The sequence below is a fragment of the uncultured Thiocystis sp. genome (assembly GCF_903866365.1).
Taxonomy (GTDB): Bacteria; Pseudomonadota; Gammaproteobacteria; order Chromatiales; family Chromatiaceae; genus Chromatium.
In genome coordinates this window covers 1-24,187 of record NZ_CAIPNF010000285.1, presented here as the reverse complement: position 1 = coordinate 24,187, position 24,187 = coordinate 1, and the positions used below count along the sequence as shown (strand labels likewise).

Below are 24,187 nucleotides of genomic sequence, written 5' to 3'. Positions count from 1 at the left end.
GCAAGTTCCAGCCGTGGCATTAGGCATCTTGGATCAAGGGCTTTCATGGGAACAGGTTTTACATTTCCGGAAATCGGCCGGCACTTGTATTTTGGCCGCATGATCAATGAGTTGCTAGTAAAACTAAGCTGAACCAGTGCCAAAAAAGGTGATTTTTCTCTAATCGCCTATATCCAGTACACCGTCCGGGTCATCACGCGCGAGGTCAGTTTCATCGCCGCCCGGATCGGCGCGGGCAGATCGACGCCGCCGGTCGCCTTGGCGATCTGCGCGTGCCGCACCTCGTCGGCCTTCATCTGTTCCAGGATGGTCCGGCTCTTTTCGTCCTGCGCGGGGATCTGTTCCAGATGCTCGTCCAGATGGGACTCGACCTGGCGTTCGGTCTCGACCACGAACCCCAGGCTCCACTTGTCGCCGGCCAGTCCCGCAGCGGCGCCCATCGCGAAGGATCCCGCATACCAGAACGGATTCAACAGGCTTTTGCGGTCACCGAGTTCCTCCAGCCGCTGTTCGCACCAGGCGAGATGATCGTTTTCCTCCTGCGCCGAGCGTTCCATGCGTTGGCGCGTCTCGGGCAGCCGGGCCGTGAGCGCCTGCCCCTGATACAGAGCCTGGGCGCAGACCTCGCCGGTGTGGTTGACACGCATCAGACGCGCCACATGCTTGCGTTGATCGTCCCGCAGTTCCGCCTCCTGGAGACCGGCCGCCGGGTTGCGCCGTTCGGTGGTTTGAGGGCGGCCGAACAGGGTGCGGAGCGCACGGTCCGCGTTGATCAGGACGCGATCGAGAGGAGAGTACTGGCGGGCGTGAGGCATTGGGCGGTTCATGAATAGGGAAATGTCCGTCTGATGACTTGATTGACCGGATTCTGAGCGGCTGGCCGCCGGGTTTCAACCGTCCATCTGTCGAGCGATCAACTCGACTGGATGACAGACCTCGATGGACAGTCCGGCCTCGCGGATCCCGGCGGCCAGATGGAGCGAGCAACCCGAATTGGTGGTGACGATAACCGCCGGCTTCAAGTCGGACAGCGGCACCAGTTTCTCGCGCAGGAGCGCGTCCGCCATCGCGGGCTGCTGGAGCAGATAGGTTCCCGCCGCCCCGCAGCAGCGATCGTTGCCGGGCAGGGGCGCGACCTCCAGTGCCGGGATGCGAGCCAGCAGACGATAGACCGCGGGATTGCCGCCGAGCAGGTTACGGTGCGAGCAGGGTTCGTGGACCAGCACGCGCAGGGGCAGCGGATGGAGCGTGAGCGTCTCCGGCCAGGCGGCCCGCTCCAGAAATTCGCAGAGTTCCCGCGTGTCGCGCAATGCGGGCTCCTCGCGCAGTTCCGCGATGCAGGCGCTGGCGAGTCCGACCAGCACGCGACCGGCATGGATCCGCGCGCAGTTCGCCCGGCGTGCGTCGGCCTCGGCCGGATAGCCGTTATGCCGCAGCAGCGCGCCGCAGCAGGCCGGCTCGCACGGCATCCGCACCCGCAGCCCAAACCGTTCGCACACCTTGAGCGCGGCGGCGATCGTCGTGCCCTGCGCGCTGGAGCCCATGCAGCCGACGAACAGATCCAAATCGGTCTCGGTCTCGCTCCGGTCAATGGTCGAAATCCGCCGCGCCGTCCAACCCATGGCGGTCGCGAGACGATGAGAGGGCCGCAGCCACCGGAGTCGAGCCAACCCGACGATTTCGGCAAAGCGTGCCAACCCGCTCAGACGGTAGATCCTGGCGAATCGTCCCAACACGCTGGCGATGCGTGCATCCGACAGACTGACCAGCCAGCCGCGCCGCAGCCTGCGACGCCACGCGGGCAATACCTCCACCCTAAGCGCCCTGGCGCCATCGGCAAGCCGTCCGTAGGCGACCAGCGAAGGGCAGGCCGTCTCGCAGGCACGGCAGGTCAGACAGCCGTCCAGATGACCGGTCAGGGTGTCCGTCAGCTCCAGATCCCCCGTCAACCAGCCCTGGATCAGCGAGATTCTCCCGCGCGGCGAATCGGCCTCGTTGCGCGCCACGCCATAGGTCGGGCAACTCGGCAGGCACAGGCCGCACTTGACGCACTGGTCCGCGAGTCGAAGCAGTTCTGGCGAGGATGGGTTCGTCTTCAAAATCTCAGGCATGGCTGGCGAATGAGGGGCTGGGGCGGAACGGCTCGCGGGTCTCCACCGCGCCCGACCATTGAGCGAGCGCCATGTTAACCTTATCCTTGCCTGTCGGGCGCAATTCAGGACATTGAAGATGGCGTACTACCGTTACCATGTCTTTTTCTGCACGAACCAGCGCGAAGCCGGTCGTCAATGCTGCGGTCAATGCGATGCCTCGACCCTGCGCGACTACCTCAAGCGCCGCGTCAAGGAGCTTGGACTCGCGGGCGTGGGGGGCGTGCGGATCAACACGGCCGGCTGCCTCGACCGCTGTCGCGAGGGACCGGTCATCGTGGTCTACCCGGAGTCGATCTGGTACACCTATGCCGACACCGAGGATCTGGAAGAAATCCTACGGGAGCATCTGACGCACGGCCGGATTGTCGAGCATCTCCGGCTGCCCGGTTAAGGCGGATTTGCCGCGGGATCGAGCGAACGCGACGCGGATTTTGCCCGCGCGGCACTTGCGCCGGAAAAACCGATCGCGTAAGATGCGCGATCTTTCTCGACACAGAAATCGATATTCAGGCCGGCGCGCGAATCCGCCGCGCGGCCATCCCGGAGCGAAGGATCATGACGACGACTGTTAGCGCCAAACCCGCCGAGGTTCGCCGCGCCTGGTATCTGGTTGACGCCGATGGCAAAACCCTCGGGCGGCTGGCAAGCGAACTGGCGCTGCGCCTGCGTGGCAAGCATAAACCGCAATACACGCCCCATGTCGACACCGGCGATTACCTGGTCGTCGTTAACGCCGAGAAGATCCGCGTGACCGGCAACAAGCTCCAGGACAAGATGTACTATCGCCATACCGGCTATGTCGGTAACCTCAAGTCCATGAATCTCGCAAAATTGCTTGAGAAAACTCCCGAGCGCGCCATTCAGTTGGCCGTCAAGGGCATGTTGCCGCGTGGTCCGCTCGGTCGTGCTATGTTCCGGAAGCTGCGTGTCTACGCCGGTCCCGAGCATGGGCATCAGGCACAGCAACCCCAGGTTCTCGAGCTCAACGTTTAGGAATCAGACGCATGTCGGAGACGCAACACGCAATCGGTCGCCGCAAGACCTCCGCCGCACGGGTTTTCCTGTCGGTCGGTTCTGGCACCATCACGGTCAACAACCGTCCGCTTGATCTGTTTTTCGGGCGTGAGACGGCGCGCATGGTCGTTCGTCAGCCGCTCGTCACGGCCGGCCTCGTCGACCGCGTGGACATCAAGGTGACCGTCACTGGCGGCGGCAACACCGGACAGGCCGGCGCCATTCGTCACGGCATTGCCCGTGCCCTAGTCATTTACGACGAAGCGCTCCGCTCGCCTATGCGCCGCGCCGGCTTCCTGACCCGTGACGCCCGCGAAGTCGAGCGTAAGAAAGTCGGCCTGCACAAGGCCCGCAAGCGTCCTCAGTTCTCCAAGCGTTAAGCGGCGGGCGAATCGGGTATTGCCTCTGCTCAATCCATCGAGCATGAGGCCGCATTCTCCCCGCTTGCCATATGCACCGCCTACTTGGGGGATCGTCTAGTGGTAGGACAGCGGACTCTGACTCCGCTAACCAAGGTTCGAATCCTTGTCCCCCAGCCAAACAAAACAAGGGCTTAGCCGTAAGGCTAGGCCCTTTCTTTTTATCTTCCGGGCTTATGCCGAGCGGAGGCACCGCCAGCGCATTCAAGTTGGGGCAGGTTTCGTAAGGGTTTAGGTTCGTATCACTTCGCCAAAGCGTTGATCGACATGTTCTGAGCAGAGGCAATGGTTCCGTGGACAAACAGTGGTCGGATCAGGTTAAACCAGCGCTGGCCAACTTACTCCTTTGGCAGCCAGTTCGATGGAACGGATATGGTTCGCTTGCCAGATCTGCTTCGAATCCTGTCGGTCTTTGGACCTTTTGTTTTTTCGCGGCTGTGCCGACGCTGGCGATGATCGAGCGATTCGTGCAGGTTGCCCTGACAGCGCACCCTTTTGCTCCTGTTGCCTGGACCGCGCTACTGCTTCAGACGTTGTATCTATTGGGTCTGTTCGTTTCGTGCAAGCGGTTGTTTTCGATCACTCTTACCCCGGTTCGTCGCATCGGGGGGTGGCATGTCCTGGGTGTTTTCACACTGCTGTTTATGGTTTTTATGGTGGTCTACCCGATCGCCGATTCCGGCCGATTGGGCTTTTATAGCGATCGTGACGAGGCGATCGATGTCGCGGTCAGACAACTGGCGGCAGGCAATTATCCATATCGCTGTAAGGCGCTGTCCGGGATCCATGATGGCTGCCCGGCAGTCGGTAATCCGATTGCTCCCTTGCCGGGCGCATTGCTTGTCTCGGCACCTTTCGTCCTGGTCTGGGGGAGCGCGGTCCAATCGTTTTTCTGGCTTGGTGTCTTCTATTTTTCTTCAAAGCGGTATACTGGCAATGCGAACCTTTCCTCGGTTCATCTGCTCTCGCTGGTCGTGCTTGCCCCAGTGCTCGTCGCGGAGATCCTGACGGGCGGCGATCTGATCGCGAATACGCTGGCGGTGACCTCGTTCATTCTGCTCTCGCTGCGTGCCCGGTCGCCAATGTCCGGAATCGTCCGTGGACTCCTGCTCGGTGTAATGCTGTCCTGGCGGGCTCATTTCATCTTGGTGGCGATACCGCTCGCCGCATACCACATCAAATCGCGGGAGTTGGATAAACTACTGATGATCGGTTTAGCGGCAGCAGTCTCTTTTGTGGCCGTGACGGTTCCGTTTTGGCTGGTCAACCCCGACGCGTTTACGCCATGGACGGTGCAGCAGCATTTCGACGAGTTCAAGCAGATTTTGCCGCACGGCAATCTGGTTGCAATCGTCATCGCGGTGCCGCTAGGCGCGGTACTCGGCTTTCGCTCCCGTACACATGAAGATCTGCTGATCGCGTGCGCGGCGACCCTCATCGTTCCGATGCTGCTCGCGATCTTGCTGAACTCAATGAGCCAAGGCCGTCCTACGTTTCTGTTTTTTGGCTGGTATGCGATCAGCAGTCTATTTTTGGGAACGCTCGGCGCGATCATGCAGCACATCAAGGCGAACGCGGCCGAGGTGGATGCCGCGAACCCCGGCGCGGCGCTCGTCTGATCGCGTCAGCCGTGGCCGTCGACTGATGCCTGTCCGCGGCTCGGGAGCCGACTGGCTTTGTCTTTGACTGTTCATCGATCAGTGGTTAAGGTTTCAGCGGCGGCTGCCTATTGTCGCCGGATCTTCCCGTCAACGATGAATCGCTCCCGGAGTTCATGTCCATGCAGATAATCCAATCTACCCAAGGGTTAAAGATGTCGTTAGCGTTGGGGATGTCGCTCGCGCTGACTCTGGCTTGCCCGATCCAGGTCAGCGCGGCGCCCATCGATCTCGTGCTCACCAGAACTTCTACTTTGACGAATGTCGATGATAGCGAAGGGCTTTGGCAGTACGACGGAGGCGAAGTCAGCCTGGGTGGCGATCTGGTTGGATACTATGCCCGTAAGAAGCGCGTCAGCGATGGCGTGATTCTGAACGCGGCGACCGTCGAAATGACGCTGTTCGCGGATGGCGCGAGCCCGCCTCAGAATCTAACGTTACTGGGTTCGCATAGTTTCAATAGCGGGGATGAAATCGGAAGCGTGAGCGCGGCTTCGAGCGATTTCAGCGCCTTTATTGGAATCCAGTTTTCCATTGACGGTGCGAGCGACGTGCTGACCCTGGAAGCGCCCTGATTCGTCGGCATCGCCCGTCGGTCGATGCGACGGGAGCGATCCAGGGATGGATCGCGTTGGTTCTTCCTGAATGCGAAGTTGATACCGTATGATCGGCGCTGGCTCTGCGAGTCTGTGATCGCTCGCGACGACGCCTTATTCACGCTGGACGCGGTTTGATCGGCTTGACCGCGCATCCGCTCTCATCCTCTGTATCGCATCCTCAGGGAGACTCTCATACCATGTGCGGAATCGTCGGCGGTATTGCCCAACGTCCGGTCGCGGCCATCCTGCTTGAGGGGCTGCGGCGACTCGAATACCGCGGTTACGATTCCGCGGGGATTGCGGTCCTCGACCCATCGGGTTCGCTCAATCGCGCGCGCACGCTCGGAAAAGTCGCCCGCTTGAGCGAGGAGGTCTCCGCCCATCCGCTGCCCGGCACGCTGGGAATCGCCCATACGCGCTGGGCGACCCACGGCGAGCCCGCGACCCACAACGCCCATCCGCATGTTTGTCGAGACCGTTGTGCGCTGGTCCATAACGGGATCATCGAGAATCACGAGGTTCTGCGCCGGGAACAACTCAGTGCCGGACACCGGTTCACGTCCGAGACGGATACCGAGGTGGTGGTCCATGCGATCTACGATGCGCTTCTGGAGGAGCGCAGCCTGATCGAGGCGGTTCGTCAGGCCACCGCCCGGCTGCGCGGCGCCTATGCGCTTGGCGTGATCGACACGCAGGATCCGGAGCATCTGGTCGCGGCCCGCCAGGGCAGTCCATTGGTCATCGGGGTGGGCTTCGGGGAGCATTTCATCGCTTCCGATGTGTTCGCGCTGCTGCCGGTCACTAATCGCTTTATCTTCCTGGAAGAAGGCGATATCGCTGAACTGACGCGTGACACGGTCCGTATCTGGGATCGCGATGGCCTTCCGGTCGAGCGCCCGGTCAAAACGTCCTCGGTCGCGGCCGATGCCGCCGAGCGTGGCGAATACCGCCATTTCATGCTCAAGGAGATCTTCGAGCAGCCGCGCGCCATCGCCGACACGCTGCAGGGCCGGCTGGTCGGCGATCGGGTCTTGCCGGAGAGCTTTGGCAACCAGGCCGCCGAGATTTTCAGTGGCATCCAGTCGGTCGCCATTGTCGCCTGCGGAACCAGCTTTCATGCCGCCCTGGTCGCCCGTTACTGGATGGAGTCCATCGCCGGGCTGCCCTGTCAGGTGGAGGTCGCGAGCGAATACCGTTATCGTACCCATGTCGTTCCCCCACATGCCTTGTTCGTGACCATCTCTCAATCCGGAGAAACCGCCGATACCCTGGCGGCGCTGCGTCTCGCCAGGGCGTCCGGTTATGACACGACACTGGCCATTTGCAACGTGCCCGAGAGCTCGCTGGTGCGCGAGTCCGATCTGGTCCTTCTGACGCATGCTGGACCGGAGATCGGCGTCGCGTCCACCAAGGCATTCACGACCCAGTTGGTGGCCTTACTGTTGCTGACCACGGTTCTGGGCCGCTTTCATCGTCTCGACGAGGCTGGCGAAGCGCACCTGGTGGGGCTGCTGCGCGCATTGCCGGGCAAGATTGAAGAGGTGTTGTCCCTGGATGACCGCATCGCGGCGCTGGCCGAACAATTCGTCGACAAGCATCACACGCTGTTTCTGGGGCGCGGCGAACAATACCCGATCGCCATGGAGGGGGCGCTCAAACTCAAGGAGATCTCCTATATTCACGCCGAAGCCTATCCGGCTGGCGAGCTTAAGCATGGTCCCCTCGCGCTGATCGACGAGGACATGCCGGTCGTCGTGGTCGCGCCGAACAATGCCCTGCTGGAGAAACTCAAATCCAATCTGGAAGAGGTCCGCGCGCGGGGCGGCCAGCTCTATGTCTTTGCCGATTTTCAGGTGCCGATGGAAGAGGGCGATGGGGTCACCGTCATCCGTCTGCCCGAGACCGATGACCTGATCGATCCCCTGATCTTCACGGTACCGCTCCAACTCCTGGCCTACCATGTCGCCGTGCTCAAGGGCACGGACGTGGATCAGCCGCGCAATCTTGCGAAATCGGTCACGGTCGAGTAGGCGCGGAATGCGAGGACTGCTAGCGGGTTGGCAGCCGTGCCTGGCACGGACTTCTATACTGAGCCCAAGAGCGCGGCGGATGCCAATCGACCTTGCCGCGCGCAAGTTTCTCCTCCCGCGGGTGCATGGACGAAACGGCAATAGCGGCAGCGAGTCTTGCTCCGCCCTGCGGGATTTCAGCTAAAAATACAGCAAGTTGCTGAAAGCGAAGATGATCGACTTATGGCCGAGACACTTATGTCCAATGTCCTGCCGTTTGGCGGCCGCGACGCATCCTTGCCACGGGAGATGCCGGAAGATGCGCCGTCCATCCTTTCGACCTGCCGTGACCGACTGGTTCAGGGCGTAACATCGGTTTTTGTCCAGCACCTCGGTCGAGCAAACGACGAATTTCTCGGCATGGCGGATCGCGCGACCAACCTGGAGCAGCAACAGACCTGCTTCGCCGCCATGAACTTTCTGGCCAATCGCGCTCAAGGGTTGCTCGGACAGTTCCAGGGGGTGTATGCCGCCAACTTCGATGCGAGCATGGCCGCCTTTAGCGCCGCGCGTCCCCGTCTCAGTCAGCGCGCGCCCGACGAGCTGAAATTGATCGATACCGATGAGTTCGAGCAGGATCTGGCCATCGGTAAAGTGTCCACCCGCGCCGCCTTCAATTGCTCCCAACACCTCGTCGCGCTCGATCGCCGACTTGGCGCCCTGCTGCATGTTCAGCGCATCAGCCAGGACGACAATCCGCTGCATCCAGGTCATCTGTTCAGTGCCATGCTGCACGCCTTGACCGAGATGGATGTCGGCCGGGAACTCGCCCTTGCGCTGCTGCAGTCGTTCGAGCGGCAGACCGCCGCCGAACTTCCCGGCATTTATGCCGAACTCAATCGTTATCTGGCCCAATCGGGCGTTTTACCGACGATCCCGCTGGCCAGCCCCCAATCCCTTTCAGGCGGGCAACCCATCGGCAATCAAAACGGTTCCGGTCTGCTGTCGGGGGCGCCCTTGTCCGAACCGAACCGGACGATTCCGCTCGGGCAAAGTCCGGGGGGGACGCTTGGCTCGGGTGCCACGGTCTCCAGCGTCCATCAAGATGTCTTCAGTCAACTGCTGCAGGCGATTCAGACGGCAAATGCGTTCCACTCATCCGCGCCTGCCGGCTGGCAGTCGGGATCGTTGACGGCTCCGGCCATGGGCATGGGGCCGCCAGCGCCCTCGAACCTCGGCGTCAATCAGTTGGTCGAGGCGCTGAGCGGTTTGCAGCGAGGATACGCGGATCCACAGTCGATGCCAGGAATGGGCGCGGTGCGGATCGATCCCGCGCAAGGCAATGTCCTGCGGCAGATTCGGTCGACACCGATGGCCAGTTGGTCGCATCCGATGGATGCCATGACCATCGACATCGTGTCGATGCTCTTCGATGCCATTTTCAACGATCCGGATCTCTCCGCCGCCATGCGTGCCGAGATTGCGAAGTTGCAGATCCCGGTGCTCAAGGTCGCGCTCCTGGACAAGACCTTTTTCTCCGACCGCAAGCATCCGGCCCGACGTTTGCTGGACGTGATCGCGACCTCGGGTATCGGCCGCAATGAAAACGACGAACCGCGTCTGCTCACGAAGATCCGTTCCATCGTCGAGAGCGTGGTCAGCGGTTTTGATTCGGATATCCAGATATTTTCGAGCCAGGTGCAGAAGCTTGAGGAATTTCTGCAAGACGAGGAGGGCCGCGCCCAGGGCAAGGCCACGCAAATGGTCGCCCAGCTCGAATCGGTGGAGCGCCGGGAGATTGCGGCAAACCGGGCCGCCAAGGAGATCGAGTTGCGTGCCAAGCGCCCCAAGGTCGCGCCGCTGATTGTCGATTTTCTTGAACGCAATTGGCGTCTGGTGCTGGCGGAGACCTGTGCGCGGGCGGGCGACACCGACCCGGAGTGGAGCGAAGGTCTCCGGCTGATGGATGAATTGATCTGGAGCGTGGAGCCAAAATTTGGCCAGCAGGAGCGCGACCGGCTGCTGGTGCTGCTACCCGACCTGCTCAAGCGACTGCGCCAGGGACTCGAACGCGTCAAACTGGATGGCGCCTGGGACGATTTCTTCAGCGAACTGATCCGTCTGCACATGGCGGCCCTGCACAATGACAATTCCTCCGATGTCGCGACTCGCGAGAGCCAGGCGCGCAGTGTACCGGACCATCCGATGTCGAGTGGAGTCGGTGATACGGTGTCTGACATCCAGCCGCTCCAGGCGCCCAAGCCGGAGCCGACGGACGCGCCGGCGGATCGTCATCTGAGTCTGGTGCAGGCACTGGAGGTCGGCGCCTGGATCGAATTCCAGAGCTTTCGGGGCACTCGCAATACCCTGCGGTTAAACTGGGTCAGCGAGTTCAAGCGGGTCTATCTTTTCACCAACCGGCAGGGCGAAAACGCCATGACATTGGCGGCCACCAGCTTGGCCGATCACCTGCGCAAGGGAACCGCGCGTCTGCTCAGTCAGAATCCGCTCACCGATCGCGCCGTCGCACAGGTGCTGCAAAAGGTGGGTCCAGCATCCGCCGAACCAGGCGCGGGATCTCGGTCTCCAGGCTTTGTTTCGGAATAAAGCCCAGCGTTTGTTCCAGCTTTTTCGACGAGTACCAATCATCTCCAGTCAGTTTGTCCAGTCCGTCCAGCGTCAGCGGCAGTCGACGACCGAGCAGGCGCTCGCCGATGGTTCCGCCCGCGGCAGCGGCCTGCAGCATCCACAACGGCGTACGCCAGCGAGGAATCGGCCGTTCTAGCGCGAGCAGAATCCGTTCGTAGATCCAGCGTGTCGAATAGCCGCGTCCATCCGTGACAAAGTAGGTCTCTCCACGGCTCGCCGGGTGTCGCACGGCCAGCAGCGCGGCGTCCACCGCGTCCTCGATATGAATGGCCGAGCGGCGATTGTCGATCCGGGGCCAGGGCGGAAAGCGTCCCGCCGCGATGGCCGCGATCATGCGCGAGAGGTTTCCCTTGCCGTCCAGTCCATAGACCATGGGCAGCCTCAGGATCGTGGATTGGATGCCGGCGGCCCGTCCGGTCTCCAGAACCCGCTGCTCGGCCGCCAATTTCGCACGGCCATAGAGTGAGTCCGGTTTGGGGGTCAGCGTCTCGTCGGCGGGATATCCAGGCGCGCCGGCCTGCGCGCCCATCACCTTGATCGTGCTGACGTAGATCTGACGCTGGATGGCCGATTGCGCGACCCGCGCCATGAGATTCGCCGTACCCTCGGCCGTGACTGGCCAATGGCTGGAGGCGTTGTAGAGATCGGCTTCGTCGGGTCGGGGGGCGTAACTGGCCAGGTGAAAGAGCGTGTCGATGCTGTCGCAGATCGATTCCAGGCGATGCAAATCGGTCAGATCGCCCGCGCGTACCGCGACTGGCTGATCTCCCCAGAGAGTCCGTGCCGCTTCGGGATCGCGGGTCAGGATCGACACCGGACAGCCTTCCAGCAGGAGGGCGGAGACCAGCCGTCGGCCAACCTGGCCAGTAGCGCCAGTCACCAGAATGTTTCCAAGTTCCAAACCGCGCTCCTCGTTCATTGCGCCCTGACGCGCGCGCGGGTGCGTTCGTCGGGGGCCGTGGTGAGTGCTTCGTAGAGTGCAATACTGGAAATCATGCCATTACTATGCGACCGAAAGTCGCTGCAGGCAAGCCAAGCCACTAGCGAGGTGGGTAGAGCGAAGCGAAACCCAGCGAACCCACTAGTGCGGGCGTTTGAAAATCCCGCGGGCCCATGACCGAACAAAAACTGCGAACCGAACCAAGAAAAAATGCAGACGGATGCCCAGAATGACCAGGGCGCTGAAGGGTCGGGGATAGCGATGCGCTTGGAACTTGCGGAAAAAACGCTCCATGCCGCGATGTTTGTGACGCTCCACGGCCGCCGGGTCGCTGGTACTACAGGCTCCTTTGTGATGGATGACGCTGACATCCGGGATCAGCGCGATCTTCCAGCCTGCCTGATGGAAGCGTACGAACCAGTCCAGATCCTCGCAGTGCAGAAAATAGCCTTCGTCGAGCGGGCCAACCGCGTCGAGCGCCTGCCGGCGGACGAACATGAAGGAGCCGGAGATGGCCTCGACGTCGGTGGGCGAGGTCGGCAGCGGTTCGCGGTCATGGTTCAAACGTCGACCGCCCGCGCCGGGCATCAGCCGATCGAGTCGGGTCAGGCGCTTGAACGCGATCCAGGGATCCGGAATGGAGCGGCGGCAGGCCACTTGCTCGGTACCATCGGGATTGAGGATGAGACAGCCCGCCATGCCGACCTCCGGGCGGCTGTCCATGAACGCCGCGATTCGCGCCAGCGTCTCGGGCCTGACCAGGCAGTCCGGATTCAGCAACAGCAGGTAGTCGGCATGGGTCAGCGGCAGCGCCCGGTTGTTGGCTCTGGCGAAACCCAGGTTGGCGCCGTTTTCCAGGACGCTCAAGCGTGGTTCCTGGCTCCAGGCGGCTTTCAATCGTTCCAGACTGTCGTCGACCGAGCCGTTGTCGCTGACGATGACGTCGACCCGGAGGCTCGATGACAGCACGGCCGCCACGCATTCCGCAAGCAGCGGTCCCGCGTTGTAATTGACGATGATGACACTGACCGCCGGCGCGGGGGCGGCGCTCTGGGGCGGATTCATGGCAGTGACTCCAGACCCAGCGCCTGACGCACCGCCCGCTCGGCCGCGGAGAAACTGAAGTGCCGTTCCATCACCTCAAGCCCGCCATCGGACAGACGCTGCCAGAGTTGCGCATCGGTATACAGACGCTCGACCGCCGCGGCGAACGCGGGCGCGTCGTCGGCGACCAGCACGGATTCGCCATGGACCAGGTGCATCCCCTCGACGGCCATCGTGGTGGCCACCACCGGCAGGCCGTGGGCAAGGCTTTGGTTGATCTTGCCCTTGACGCCGGCCCCGTAGCGCAGCGGCGCCACCGAGAGCCGGCAGTGCGCGAAATAAGGGTCTACATCCGGGACATAGCCCAGGATTTCGACACCGTTTCCGGCGCAGGCCAGCACCTCGGCGGGCGGATCCGCGCCGATGACCTGAAGCGCGAGGTCGGGGATGCGCGCGCGCAGCCGAGGCATGACCTCGCGGCAGAAAAAAAGGATCGCGTCGGTATTCGGGGGATGCGCGAAGGCGCCGATGAAGAGGAGGCCGCGACGCTCGTCCATGGGTCTGGCGCAGCCGTGGATCCGATGGATATTCGAGACCACATGGACGGCAAGATCCGGCGCCTCGACCGCCAGCAGATCGCGTTCGGCCTCGCTGACCACCAGGGTCAGACTGGCCTGTCGCATCAGCGCCAGTTCCTGTCGCTTGCGCGTCGCGGCGACCTGCCGGATCCCTCGGCCGCCATGCAGTTGCGCCAGTCGTTGCTCGCGCAGAAAGTGCAGGTCGACGGTATCGAAGAGGATGCGCGCCCGCGGGCAGTGGCGCCGCGCCGCGGCCATCAGCGCGGCGGCGGCATCGGCCCGACTCAGGATCACCAGGTCGTAGATCCCGCCATGCTCCGCCAGGTGACGCGCGAGGGTGCGGACATATGGACGGTAGAGCACCTCGATCCCGCGGCGTTGTAGATCGGCGACATAGGGCTGCGGCGCCTCCAGATTGGCCGCGGCAAAGGTGACCTTATAGCCGAGCCCTTGCAGAATGCGGAAGAGATTGACCATCCGCAGCGAGCCGGATTCGCGGTCGGGGGTGACCATGTAATTGTCGACCACCAGCACCCGTTGTCGGACATTGCGCTCCCGGGCTTGTTCGAGGGCGCTCGCGCCGAGCGGGGTCGCGACATCGTCCCGCTGGCCAAAGGTTGCCAACTCCCGCTGCCAGCGTTGACGGAAGGTCTCGGCATGGATGCGCTGGAAGCGTTTGAGTCCGGTCTCGGCCTGCTCGTCCCGCCCGGCGGTAATCCCTTCGAAATGGATGACCACCGACAAGGGCTGGTAATACACCTGGAAGCCAGCGGCCCGGACACGGAAGGCGAGATCGGTGTCTTCATAGTAGGCGGGCGCAAAGGCGCGATCGAATCCGTCCAGTTGCCGGAACAGCGCGCCGGCGATCGCCAGTGCCGCCCCCGAGCAATAATCGACGGCGCGTCGATAGCTGTATTCGGGCTTGTTCGGATCGTCCAGATGTCCGTAATTCCAGGCCGAGCCGTCGTCGAAGAGGATGCCCCCGGCCTCCTGCTGGCGTCCATCGGGATAGAGGAGACGACTGCCGACGATGCCGGCGTCTTTGGTTTCTCGAAAGGTCTCGATGAGTGCGTCGAGCCAGCCCGCCTGCACCTGGGTGTCGTTGTTCAGAAAGACGATGAATTCGCCGCGCGCCAGTCGCGCGCCACGATTGCAGGCGCCCACGAAGCCGAGATTTTCGTCGTTACGGATCAGCCGCAGCCCTGGATAGTCGGCGAGACGCGCGGCGGTTCCATCCGTGGAGCAATCGTCGACGACGATGATCTCAAAGGCGGCAGCGGCGCCGGCCCGTGCCAGGGCGGCAAGACAATGATGAGTAAAGTGAAACTGATTGTGCACGGGGATGACGACCGAGGCGACCGGCGCCTCGGTCGCGGGCAGCGTCACGGGTTGGAATGGCTCCTGAAAGGAGAGCAGCGCGGGAGGCCCGGGGACCGCGAACGCGGTGGTCCGCAAACGCCGCTTGAGCTTGCGCAGCAGTACGCTGGCCCCTTCGGTGCGCAGGACATGGAGCACGCGGGGTAGATAGCGGAGCGCGATCCAAAGGAGCCCCGAGCCCTGATTGCTGGCGATCGCCATTCAGCGGTTCTGTTCCGTCATCACGCCGCCGATCACCAGGACACTGCGGCCTCGGATACCGACTTGAGCATCGCGGCGATCCTGGCCATCGCCGCGCTCGACTCCTGCGTGGCGAGCGGAATCGTCCGATGCGCGACATACGTGGTTCCAGGTTGCTCGGGCAAGGTGTAGACACTGACGATGAAGGGACAGTTGACGATGCGCGCGGGATCCTCGCGAGTCATCTCCCGCGACAGCACCGCGCTGCAAAACTCGATGTTTCTGGCTTGGAGATAGAGGGGATCCGACATGCCGAGGTCTTTCCCCGTGCGCTCCAGCATCTCGCCCATGTCCATCACGTTGTTGATATACAGGCCGCGTTCCAGAATCGCGGCCTTCAGTCCTTCGAGTACATCCTCGAAGGCCGCATCGCTACGATAGAGGCTGGTATCGTCGCTATTCGACGCGGACGCGCCCGGTCGCAAACAGCCGATGAGTAACAGAACAGCGAGCGAACGTGAGCGGGTCAACATGGGTCTGTTCTCCATCGGATGATTCGTCGGGTCGCCAGAATCTTAACAGGGGAAGCCGCCTTGAGCGATCAGGCGGATGCTTGTCGGTGAATGGGAGTGCCCGGAAGGCTCGACAGAAAACGCAAGACCCCGCGCGCGGGCGGGGTCCGTCTCGAAAGCGACGCTGTGGATGCGAATTTCAGTACTGATTCATGGGGCGGAAGGCGGGAGCGGAAGGCCAGTCGGTCGATGGTGGCTGCTGGGCCGGCGGTTGCCTCGTCTCCAGTTCCTCGATGCGCCGCTTGAGTGCCTCGATCTCGGATTGGTCGGCATTGCCGGGAGACGATTGGGGCGGCGGCGCGACCGGCGCGGCGGGTATCGGTGCCCCGCCATAATAACCGGGGGGGCCATATCCGGCGGGCGGCGGGGGACCGAATCCAGGCACACCGTAGGGTGATCCATAAGGGACTCCATAAGCGCCTGGCGGATAGCCATCGCCTCCTTCATAGGGGCCATCGTAGTAAGGCTCATCGTGACGGTCGTTGCCGTCCATCCAGCGGCCTGGATTCATCATGTCGCCAAAATCGAAGGCGTGGCTTGCGGGAGGATAGGCGGCGATGACGGTCAAGGTGCTCAACGTCATCGCACGGAGGGTCGTATTTGATTTGATGAACACAGCGTTGAATCCTCAAGAGATGGTTTTTTGTTTTACTGTCGTGGTCAATCGGAGCCGACTTGTCATCGTTCTCCCTTAGTGCTTGCGCCACATCGAAATCTCAAGGTGACCGACACCATGCCTCTCGGCCGGGAATGGGTGCAATCGGCATCGGGACGGTTCAGTCATGGGCATGGGAGTGGGAGTGGGAGTGGGAGTGGGAGTGGGAAGAATGGTGGTCATGGGCGTGACGATGAAGCTGCTCTGCGGTCCCGGCAGGCGGATGGGCGCCCTCCGGCACGATCGCCGGACGAATCGAGCGACCAAGCTCAAGCCGCTCGCGCTGGGAGCGCAGCTCATCGCGCAGCCATTGCAGCCAGGGAGCCAAAGCGGCGTCGCCGCGCGTGGCGATGGTCATGAACGGCGCCGTGCTGGCCAATTGGCGCAGATAGCGCTCCGCCCGCTCGGGCTGGAACTCGGGCAGCACCGACAGCAGATCGGCCTTGGTGCAGAGCACCAGATCGGCGGTGCGGAACATCACCGGATACTTGGCGGGCTTATCGTCGCCCTCGGGCACCGACAACAAGGCGATATTGCGATGCTGGCCCAGATCGAAACTGGCGGGGCAGACCAGATTGCCGACGTTCTCGATGAACAGCAGGTCGATGTCGTCGAGATCCAGATGATGCAGCGCCGTGTGAACTAGATGGGCGTCCAGATGACAGGCGCTGCCGGTCGAGATCTGAATGGCCGGCACGCCCTTGGCGCGAATACGCTCGGCGTCATTCTCGGTCTCCAGATCGCCCTCGATCACAGCGATGCGAAACTCGCCGCCGAGGGCCTCGATGGTCGCCTCCAGCAAGCTGGTCTTGCCCGCGCCGGGCGAGGACATGAGGTTCAGCGCCAGCACCCCATGATGGTCGAAGTGTTCCCGATTATGGGCGGCCTGATGGTCATTCTCGGACAGCAGCCCCTGGAGCACGGTCACCGCCGCGCGGCCATCCTCGGTCAGCGCGTGCTTCCCGTCCGCGCGCACGAGATGCTCGTTCCCCGGCGTGATGTTGCAGCCGCAAGTATTGCACATGACAGAATCTCCCAGCGAAAGCGTCAGTTTAAGCGATCCGGCAAAGAAGTGAAGACCGGCATGCGCGGCCCGATGTCCCAAAAACCCTATGACCGCGCGATACGATGTCATAAGAAGCAGACATTGTCCCAAGAAAAGCCGATGTCTGACCGCTGTTTCCGAATTCCACGGCGTTTTCGGCCCGCAGGTCGCGAGCGCGGATCAGTCATCCTGATCGGGGATGGTCAATTCCAGATTGGCCAGCAGCAATTCATCCCCGCTGATCAAGCGGGTCTCGAAACTGCCGCAGGCGCCGCAGAGGAGCCGGTTTGGCGTGGCGTCGGTTTCGGCCTCGCACTGGCGGCAGCGGACGCGAATCTGGGAGGGCTCGATGACGAGTTCCGCCTGTGCGGCGATGGTGCCCGCCGCCGCCAGCGGATAGGCATGCTGGAGTAACGCCCCCTCGACCCCGGACAAGGGACCGACCTTGAGCAGGATGCGATCGACGCGGGTTGCGCCATGCTCGCGGGCAATCTGTTCGACCTGATCGAGCAGCGACTGACAGAGCGAGAGTTCATGCATCGGCAAAATCCGCGCGGTAGCCTAGGAGTAAAGCGGCCAGGAGTCCGACCGGGACGCCAAACAGCAGGACGGACAGGGCCGGTAGGAGCGGCATCCCGGCGAGCGTCGACGCGGCGACGAGCAGCGGGGGAAGGGCGCCGGCGGTCAGGATTCGCGGGAGATGGCGCAGACCGGATGGCGGCGGCTCCCGACACCAGGCGAGTTGCCAGTTCAGGGGGCGCGCCGCCAGATGCCAGGTCAAGGCCAGGAGCAGCGCGCCCAGGATCGCGCCCGCATGTCCTGTCAGGAACAAAAGGGCGGCCAGGAGCGCCGTCAGACCGATCATCCCGTAACGCGGATAACCGATCTCGGAGCCGCGACAGCGGGTCGGGAGGCGTTCCAGCAGGATACCGAACATCGGCAGCGCGGCGGCATTGACCAGCAGAATGACGACGAACGGCCAGGATGCCGGCTGTCTCGCCAGCAACAGCAGACCGACCGACAACACCCCAAGCGCCGCCAGGGAGGTGATTCGGGACGGACGCGCGCGCAGAAAGCGACCGAAGCGCGTCCCGTGCTGGCTATCGCGTTTCCCCATCGGGATTGCTACACACATCGCAAAGCTCCTGCCTTTTCAGCCTTCCAGATAGGTATACCCATACAACCCCGCCTTCAGCTCGACAAAAAGCTGCTCGCGGGTCGGTCGATCCAGCCCCGCCGCGTCGAGCTTGCGCCGATAGTGCGCGAGCAGGGCGCGGGGCTCGAAATGGACATAGCTCAGGAGTTCGTCGGTCGAGTCGCCGCGTTCGGGATCCCGCAGACGGTAGCCGCCAGGGGCGCTGGCGTCCAGTTCCACGTTGACGGCGTCGGTGTCGCCGAACAGGTTGTGAATGTCGCCGAGGATTTCCTGATAGGCGCCGACCATGAAAAAGCCGAGCAGATAGGGTCCGTCCAGACCCGCGCCCGCGTGGACCGGAAGACTCGCCTCCACGCCGCCCTCGTCGACGTACTGATCGATGCAGCCGTCGGAATCGCAGGTCAGGTCATGCACCACCGCGCGCGCCTCGGGCACCTCGTTGAGGCGCTGGATCGGGACGATCGGGAAGATCTGATCGAGCGCCCAGATGTCCGGCAGCGACTGAAAGAGCGAAAAATTGCAGAAGAGTTTGTCCGCCAGCAGTGCGTTCACCTCGTCGGCCAGTTCGCGATGACGACGGATGCCAGGATCCAGCCGTCCGGCCAGCGCCCGGCAGATGGCGAAAAACAGCTCCTCCGCCCGCGCCCGGCCCGTCAGATCGAGTTGGTCCTGAGCGAAACGTTCGCGGGCGGTCGCGAGCAGTTCGCGCGCCTCGGCATAGACCTCCTCGGGCGAGGATCCGGTCACGGACCGAAGCTGACGGACCAGCGCATCCAGGGTGGCGTCGCCTTCCGCGTCCCGTGGCGTAATGTCCCGACCGCCCGCCTCTTCGCGATCGATCACGTTGGCGATCAGCACCGCATGATGGGCGGTCATCGCCCGCCCCGATTCGCTGAAGAGATCGGGTTCGGGCAGTGCGCGGCACCGGCATTCGGCGGCGATGGTGTTGACGATGGCGCTCGCGTAGCCATCGAACCCGTAGTTCACCGAACAAGAGTGGCGGGTCCGGGTGCCCTCGTAGTCCACCCCCAGCCCGCCGCCCACGTCGATCACGCGGATGGGCGCGCCCAGACGGTGCAATTCGGCATAGAACCGGACCAGTTCGGCGACGCCGGCGCGGATGTCCTGAAGACTCGGGATCTGCGAGCCCAGATGGGCGTGCATGAGCTGAAGCCAGTGCAGCCGGTCGGCGTGCTCCAGCGTGCGCACCAGTTCCAGAATCTGATTGGCGGTCAGACCGAACTTGGCCTTTTCGCCGCCGCTGTTCTGCCAGTTGCCGACCGCCGCCGCCGCGAGCCGGATCCGCACCCCCAGCAGCGGCTCCACGTCGAGCCGCGCGGCCTCTTCCAGGATCAGCGGCACCTCGGAAGGCTTCTCGATGACGATGTAGACCCGCAGCCCGAGCCGCCGACCGATCAGGGCGAGGCGGATATATTCGCGATCCTTATAGCCGTTGCAGACCACCAGACCGCCGGGCGGGGCGAGCGCCAGCACCGCCATGAGTTCGGGCTTGCTGCCGGCCTCCAGTCCGGCGTGCCCCGAGTGCAGAATCTCGCGCACCACGCCCGCCTGCTGGTTGACCTTGATCGGATAGACCGGCTGATAGCGTCCGGTATAGCCACAGGCCGCGCTGGCGTCGACAAAGGCGCGGTTCAGCGCCTGCACGCGATGGCGCAGGATGTCGCTGAAGCGCACCAGGACCGGCAGCGACAGGCCCGCCGAGGCGATCTGCACGGCCAGCGCCGAGAGGTCGATCTCGGTCGAGCCTTGCGGATCGGGACGCGCGCACAGATGGCCAGCGGCGTCGATGCCGAAATACCCCTCGCCCCAACGGTCGATGGCATAGATGTTTTTGCAGCGTTGGACCGCTGGGTCCATGGGATTGTCTCCTGGAACTTGATCGCGACGAATGGGCCATGCGGCGGATGGGGCTGGAATCGACCCGGAAATGGATGTGTAATCCGGTCTGCCCGTCGTCTCTCGCGTCACTCTTGCCTAACTGTCACGGATATCTTCATTCATGTCTAGCTCACGTCCCGCAATCGTCGATCTGCTCGACCAGCGCATTCTCATCCTCGACGGCGCCATGGGCACCATGATCCAGCGTTACCAACTCGCCGAGGAAGACTACCGCGGCGATCGCTTCAAGGACTGGCCCTCGGACCTGAAGGGCAACAATGATCTGCTGGCCCTGACCAAGCCCGAGGTCATCCGCGGCATTCATGAGCAATATCTGGAGTCCGGAGCGGACATCCTGGAAACCAACACCTTCAACGGCAACCGGCTATCCCAGGCGGATTATGGGCTTCAGGATCACACGGTCGACATCGTCACCGCCGCCGCCCGGCTCGCGCGCGAGGTCGCCGATGAATGGACCGCCAAAACGCCGGACAAACCCCGATTCGTCGCCGGCGTGCTCGGTCCGACCAGCAAGACTGCCAGCATCTCGCCCGAGGTCAACGACCCCGGCGCGCGCAACACCAGCTTCGACGAACTGGTCGTCATCTATGCCGAGGCCACCCGCGCGCTGATCGCCGGCGGGGTGGATCTGATCCTGATCGAGACCGTCTTCGACACGCTCAACGCCAAGGCCGCCGCCTTCGCCGTGGACCAGGTCTTCGAGGAAGACGGCGTGCGGCTGCCGGTCATGATCTCGGGGACCATCACCGACGCCTCCGGGCGCACCCTGTCCGGCCAGACGGTGGAAGCCTTCTACAACAGCCTGCGTCATGTGAAGCCACTGTCCATCGGGCTGAACTGCGCGCTCGGGCCAGACGCCCTGCGGCCGCATGTGGAGGACATGGCGCGGGTCGCCGAGTTTTTCACCTCCTTCCACCCCAATGCCGGACTTCCCAACGAGATGGGCGAGTACGACATGACCCCGGACGAGATGGCCGCCCATGTGCGCGAGTGGGCCGAATCGGGCTTCGTCAACATCGTCGGCGGCTGCTGCGGCAGCACCCCGGCGCACATCCGGGCGATCGCCGAGGCCGTGCAGGGCCAGCCGCCGCGTCAGCCGAAAGCCAACGCGCATCGTCTGCGGTTGTCGGGGCTGGAGGCGTTTAATGCCTAATAAGCCAAGGGGCACGCCAGAAGCGTCCGTTGCCAGCAATCCGCCACTCTGACAGTGCGGGCGGCAAGGTTGGCCCGATCGCTCTTGCGGCGTGTCGACCATGCGTTTTATCTGACCGCCCGCATCGCGGAACGACGTACCGCAATGAAACGCGGTGAAAAACGCTTCAGCTTCATCGCTGAGCGCGGGGATTCCAAAACAGTGCGGTGACCGCATGACAAGGATTTTGCTGCTCGAGGACGACTGGATCCTGAGAGAAGAGTTAGCCCTCTTTCTCGTGGAGTTGGGCTACGAGGTCCTGGAGGCTGGCACGCTCGCCGAATTCGCCCCGCTGATCCCTGGGGCGGCGCTTGCCATCATCGACATCAACCTGCCCGACGGCGACGGCTTCGATGCCCTGGCATGCCTGCGCGCCCAGCGCCCTGGGGCGGGTGCCATCATGCTCACGGCGCGGGGCGCGCTCGAGGACCGGGTGCGCGGACTGACCGAGGGGGCCGATCACTATCTGGTTAAGCCCATTTGTCTGGTAGAACTGGCGGCGATCGTCCAGGCGTTGCTGCGGCGCGTCGCCCCCGGCTGGCGGCTGCATCTAAGGAGCACTGTCTGAGCAGTCCCGAGGGGCAGCGTTGCGCGCTCTCGCCGATGGAGATGACGCTGTTCGATCTGCTCTTCAGACAACCCGACCAGGAGCTATGCCGAGAGGTGTTGGTGACGGCACTGGGCCATGACTGGCTGCACTATGACGTGCGCCGGCTGGAGAAACTGGTCAGCCGCTTGCGACAGCGTTGGCAGACGGAGACGGGACAGCCGCTACCGCTCAAGACCCTGCATCGGTATGGGTATTGTTTTGGGGCGGAGATCCATCGAGTGTGAATCCACCTAGAAAGCGCAGTCAGCCGCCAGCGACCAGCCTCCAGCCGTTGTGTTGCGGAGGTTTTCGGTGCTTGCGGTCTTCACCCAGCGGGTGAGCCTCGCCAGGTCTCGCTCAGTCGCCAAGTCGCAGATTCCTAAAAGCTGGCGACTGGAGGTTGGAAGCTGGAAGCTGACCGCTCTTGTTGTGCGATTTCGTGGCATCGCCGTCGGCGTGCCGACGCAACAGCGGTTCGAGCACAGCGAGCAGCCGGCCGATGTTGGTGTCGAGATGATGGAGCGTGCGCCCAACCTGATGTGCCCGCGCCGAGAGCTGCGCATAATAGGCGGCATCGTCGAAGAGTCGAATGATGGTGTAGACGCCCGGACCATGGCCGGCCAGTCGCCGCGCGACTCGACCACCTCGAATCGAATGTCCGGACGCCGTTGCTCAAGCAGCATGGCCAACTGAATGACGATCCCCACGCCCTTCTCGGGCGAGGGATTGATGAAGAGGAGATATGGGCGCGGCGGTGCGACTCGGCGAGCACGGTGACGGGGTCGATGAAGGTTCCGACCGCCACCGGCTGGATGTCCTGGGTCCGCCGGTAGTGCTCCGTGGTCGCCTGACTGTCGGTGACGATCAGATCGACGTCGCGACACCAGCGCGTGTCGGTGTAGTTGCCGTTGACGAGATAGGCCAGGCTCGGAATCCCCCGAGCGCGCGCCTCGTCGGCGATCAGCAGGTCGAGCGTCTGACCGCCGTAGAACAGCACCAGATCCGGTTTGAAGCCATCATGAGGATCGTTTTCGATGACTTCCTTCCTCGCTGGAACGATCGCGCCATTCCACAGACACTCTGATTTCGGGAAGTGATTTACAGCCAAATCCTAAGTCGCTAGAGACGTAGGAAATACCGAGGAAGGAGCCTGCGTCATAGCTTGCAACCGCCAAGGGATCGTCGATCAGCGTATAGGTGTGCCCAACGGACTCGTCGTTGGCATCCACGAAGTTGAAGCTGAATGCGCTCAGGGCGGTATCGCCACTGAAACCGGCGCCCGGGTCGGTGAAGGCAAAGCTGCCGGAAAAGGTCTGGCCATCGAGACTGCCGCCGAAAAGGTTCACATCGAAATCATAGGTGATGACGCTCGCCGAGCACAGGATGAGTGCGATCAAGAGTGAGATACGGGTGGAATGCGTCATGGTCTAGGCTCTTCTGGGATTTGGATTGAGGAATGTAGGCACGCGCCCCAACGCCTCGCGGACGGCGAGGCGTTGGTAGGGTCTTTCAAGGCGCGGGGATGAAGCTCGCCGCCGTGACCTGGCTGATGGCGATGCCGCGTAGCAGAACCAGCGGCATGGCTGGCACCCGGCCCGCGCCGTCCGGATCCAAGATAGACTGCGGTATCGGCGCCACTGGCGCGCATTGACAGATAGCCGTCCGCGAGCGGGTTGGAGCCCTTGTAGCCGAGCTTGGCCAAGAGCGATCTGACATCGATGCGGTCGCGGTCGGGCTCGAAGCCCTCGATGATGTCGCCGCGCTCGCTCAGGTCGCCGTAGCGGAAGACATCCGCCCCGACCCCGCCGATCAGCGTCTGCCGGCCAATGGCGTTGCCGATGATGTCGTCGCCGGAGCCGGCATCGACACGGGTGATGCCGCGCTCCACGGCGATCAGATCGTCGCCGTCGGTGCCGGTGCCGGTGATCGTCGTCGATCCGGCGGCGGGCGCGAGCGGCGCGCTCTCGTAGGCGCCGATGTCGACCTCGGCGCCGCACGCGCGCGGCCCTCCGGCGAGGTCGGTGTCGAGCGCATCGGCGGCGAGCGTGTCGCCCGCGTCGATCAGCGGCGAGTCGGCGCTGGCGGGACGCGCATCGCCGTGGGCCGCATCGAGCGGCCCCGGACCCAGGGCGAGATTGCCGAAACCGGCGGTGAAGGCGTTGGTCCCCTTTGGATCCTTGACATAACCCTGAGGGCCACCCTCGAGCAGGCTGTCGTGGAGTGTGGTGGCGATATCGCGCCCGCTCTCATCGAAGACCTGCCCTCGGGCGTCCCTGTTGCCCCAAAGCAGGACATTGCTGATGGTTCGCTCAATTTTACCCCTCGGTTCATGAAATGACGGCAAGCTACAGGGACTTGCTGTCTTTGAATCATGCACACGATGGAAACACCACCCACAGTTACACGCATCGAACGGGTTGATGACATCCCCCTGCTCT

General features: G+C 63.1%; 24 protein-coding genes and 1 tRNA gene. 12 read left to right on the top strand and 13 right to left on the bottom strand.

Annotated elements, in window-relative coordinates; translation table 11 throughout:
* Window positions 1-167: 167 nt before the first annotated feature.
* Together coq7 and QZY07_RS15925 are read right to left on the bottom strand one after the other, a co-directional pair.
* Window positions 168-815, bottom strand: a complete 648-nt coding sequence (gene coq7 / locus QZY07_RS15930) for a 2-polyprenyl-3-methyl-6-methoxy-1,4-benzoquinone monooxygenase (RefSeq protein ID WP_295404787.1) — start codon at window positions 813-815, stop codon at window positions 168-170.
* Between the two features lie 75 nt (window positions 816-890).
* The gene (locus QZY07_RS15925; RefSeq protein ID WP_295404784.1) at window positions 891-2,111 is read right to left on the bottom strand and encodes a (Fe-S)-binding protein; all 1,221 of its coding nucleotides are present in this window, start codon (window positions 2,109-2,111) and stop codon (window positions 891-893) included.
* 118 nt (window positions 2,112-2,229) lie between these two features.
* On the opposite strand from QZY07_RS15925, the gene QZY07_RS15920 reads away from it, so the two are divergent.
* The 8 genes from QZY07_RS15920 to QZY07_RS15885 all read left to right on the top strand — a co-directional run bounded on the left by QZY07_RS15920 (window position 2,230) and on the right by QZY07_RS15885 (window position 10,459).
* The gene (locus QZY07_RS15920) at window positions 2,230-2,544 is read left to right on the top strand and encodes a (2Fe-2S) ferredoxin domain-containing protein (protein ID WP_295404781.1); all 315 of its coding nucleotides are present in this window, start codon (window positions 2,230-2,232) and stop codon (window positions 2,542-2,544) included.
* Between the two features lie 164 nt (window positions 2,545-2,708).
* Window positions 2,709-3,146, top strand: coding sequence for a 50S ribosomal protein L13 (gene rplM, locus QZY07_RS15915; protein ID WP_201090796.1), 438 nt, complete (start codon window positions 2,709-2,711; stop codon window positions 3,144-3,146).
* Between the two features lie 11 nt (window positions 3,147-3,157).
* Window positions 3,158-3,547 (top strand): 30S ribosomal protein S9, encoded by a 390-nt coding sequence (gene rpsI, locus QZY07_RS15910; protein WP_295404775.1) that lies wholly within the window; start codon window positions 3,158-3,160, stop codon window positions 3,545-3,547.
* 85 nt (window positions 3,548-3,632) lie between these two features.
* Window positions 3,633-3,706: transfer RNA gene (locus QZY07_RS15905), tRNA-Gln, on the top strand.
* A gap of 173 nt (window positions 3,707-3,879) precedes the next feature.
* Window positions 3,880-5,205: a hypothetical protein gene (locus tag QZY07_RS15900; RefSeq protein WP_295404772.1), complete on the top strand. Its 1,326-nt coding sequence runs from the start codon at window positions 3,880-3,882 to the stop codon at window positions 5,203-5,205.
* A 161-nt stretch (window positions 5,206-5,366) separates the two neighbouring features.
* Window positions 5,367-5,819, top strand: coding sequence for a hypothetical protein (locus tag QZY07_RS15895; RefSeq protein ID WP_295404769.1), 453 nt, complete (start codon window positions 5,367-5,369; stop codon window positions 5,817-5,819).
* A gap of 221 nt (window positions 5,820-6,040) precedes the next feature.
* The gene (glmS, locus tag QZY07_RS15890) at window positions 6,041-7,873 is read left to right on the top strand and encodes a glutamine--fructose-6-phosphate transaminase (isomerizing) (protein WP_295404767.1); all 1,833 of its coding nucleotides are present in this window, start codon (window positions 6,041-6,043) and stop codon (window positions 7,871-7,873) included.
* Between the two features lie 222 nt (window positions 7,874-8,095).
* Complete coding sequence (locus QZY07_RS15885; RefSeq protein WP_295404765.1) at window positions 8,096-10,459, top strand: DUF1631 domain-containing protein; 2,364 nt, start codon at window positions 8,096-8,098, stop codon at window positions 10,457-10,459.
* Here QZY07_RS15885 and QZY07_RS15880 read toward each other — a convergent pair.
* From QZY07_RS15880 to speA, 9 genes are all read right to left on the bottom strand, one after another.
* Window positions 10,362-11,402 (bottom strand): NAD-dependent epimerase/dehydratase family protein, encoded by a 1,041-nt coding sequence (locus QZY07_RS15880; RefSeq protein WP_295404762.1) that lies wholly within the window; start codon window positions 11,400-11,402, stop codon window positions 10,362-10,364. The genes QZY07_RS15885 and QZY07_RS15880 overlap by 98 nt on opposite strands.
* A gap of 180 nt (window positions 11,403-11,582) precedes the next feature.
* Window positions 11,583-12,506 carry a glycosyltransferase family 2 protein gene (locus tag QZY07_RS15875; protein WP_295404759.1) on the bottom strand — a complete coding sequence of 308 codons (924 nt, stop codon included), beginning with the start codon at window positions 12,504-12,506 and terminating at the stop codon, window positions 11,583-11,585.
* The gene (locus tag QZY07_RS15870; protein ID WP_295404756.1) at window positions 12,503-14,641 is read right to left on the bottom strand and encodes a glycosyltransferase; all 2,139 of its coding nucleotides are present in this window, start codon (window positions 14,639-14,641) and stop codon (window positions 12,503-12,505) included. Before QZY07_RS15870 ends, QZY07_RS15875 begins: the two co-directional genes overlap by 4 nt.
* Window positions 14,642-14,673: 32 nt before the next feature.
* Complete coding sequence (locus QZY07_RS15865) at window positions 14,674-15,153, bottom strand: DUF302 domain-containing protein (RefSeq protein ID WP_295404753.1); 480 nt, start codon at window positions 15,151-15,153, stop codon at window positions 14,674-14,676.
* Between the two features lie 178 nt (window positions 15,154-15,331).
* Entirely contained in the window at window positions 15,332-15,775 is a 444-nt protein-coding gene (locus QZY07_RS15860) for a hypothetical protein (protein ID WP_295404749.1), read from the bottom strand.
* A 193-nt stretch (window positions 15,776-15,968) separates the two neighbouring features.
* A complete protein-coding gene (gene hypB, locus QZY07_RS15855; RefSeq protein WP_295404747.1) occupies window positions 15,969-16,871 on the bottom strand; it encodes a hydrogenase nickel incorporation protein HypB in 903 nt (300 codons plus the stop codon).
* A 201-nt stretch (window positions 16,872-17,072) separates the two neighbouring features.
* Entirely contained in the window at window positions 17,073-17,432 is a 360-nt protein-coding gene (locus tag QZY07_RS15850; RefSeq protein ID WP_295404744.1) for a hydrogenase maturation nickel metallochaperone HypA, read from the bottom strand.
* A complete protein-coding gene (locus QZY07_RS15845; RefSeq protein ID WP_295404741.1) occupies window positions 17,425-18,027 on the bottom strand; it encodes a hypothetical protein in 603 nt (200 codons plus the stop codon). Before QZY07_RS15845 ends, QZY07_RS15850 begins: the two co-directional genes overlap by 8 nt.
* Before the next feature lie 18 nt (window positions 18,028-18,045).
* Complete coding sequence (speA, locus tag QZY07_RS15840) at window positions 18,046-19,926, bottom strand: biosynthetic arginine decarboxylase (protein ID WP_295404738.1); 1,881 nt, start codon at window positions 19,924-19,926, stop codon at window positions 18,046-18,048.
* Window positions 19,927-20,068: 142 nt separating this feature from the next.
* Between speA and QZY07_RS15835 the strand changes: the two genes are divergently transcribed.
* The 4 genes from QZY07_RS15835 to QZY07_RS15820 all read left to right on the top strand — a co-directional run bounded on the left by QZY07_RS15835 (window position 20,069) and on the right by QZY07_RS15820 (window position 22,442).
* On the top strand, window positions 20,069-21,121 hold the full coding sequence (locus QZY07_RS15835; RefSeq protein ID WP_363184339.1) for a homocysteine S-methyltransferase family protein: 1,053 nt from the start codon (window positions 20,069-20,071) through the stop codon (window positions 21,119-21,121).
* Between the two features lie 214 nt (window positions 21,122-21,335).
* Window positions 21,336-21,728, top strand: a complete 393-nt coding sequence (locus QZY07_RS15830) for a response regulator (protein WP_295404735.1) — start codon at window positions 21,336-21,338, stop codon at window positions 21,726-21,728.
* On the top strand, window positions 21,641-21,994 hold the full coding sequence (locus tag QZY07_RS15825; RefSeq protein WP_295404733.1) for a helix-turn-helix domain-containing protein: 354 nt from the start codon (window positions 21,641-21,643) through the stop codon (window positions 21,992-21,994). Before QZY07_RS15830 ends, QZY07_RS15825 begins: the two co-directional genes overlap by 88 nt.
* Window positions 21,995-22,061: 67 nt before the next feature.
* Complete coding sequence (locus tag QZY07_RS15820; RefSeq protein WP_295404729.1) at window positions 22,062-22,442, top strand: hypothetical protein; 381 nt, start codon at window positions 22,062-22,064, stop codon at window positions 22,440-22,442.
* Between the two features lie 323 nt (window positions 22,443-22,765).
* Here the strand turns inward: QZY07_RS15820 and QZY07_RS15815 are convergent, their stop codons facing one another.
* On the bottom strand, window positions 22,766-23,173 hold the full coding sequence (locus QZY07_RS15815) for a hypothetical protein (protein WP_295404726.1): 408 nt from the start codon (window positions 23,171-23,173) through the stop codon (window positions 22,766-22,768).
* Window positions 23,170-24,187: choice-of-anchor Q domain-containing protein (locus tag QZY07_RS15810; protein ID WP_295404722.1), on the bottom strand; the 1,018-nt coding region annotated here is incomplete at its 5' end. The genes QZY07_RS15815 and QZY07_RS15810, both read right to left, overlap by 4 nt.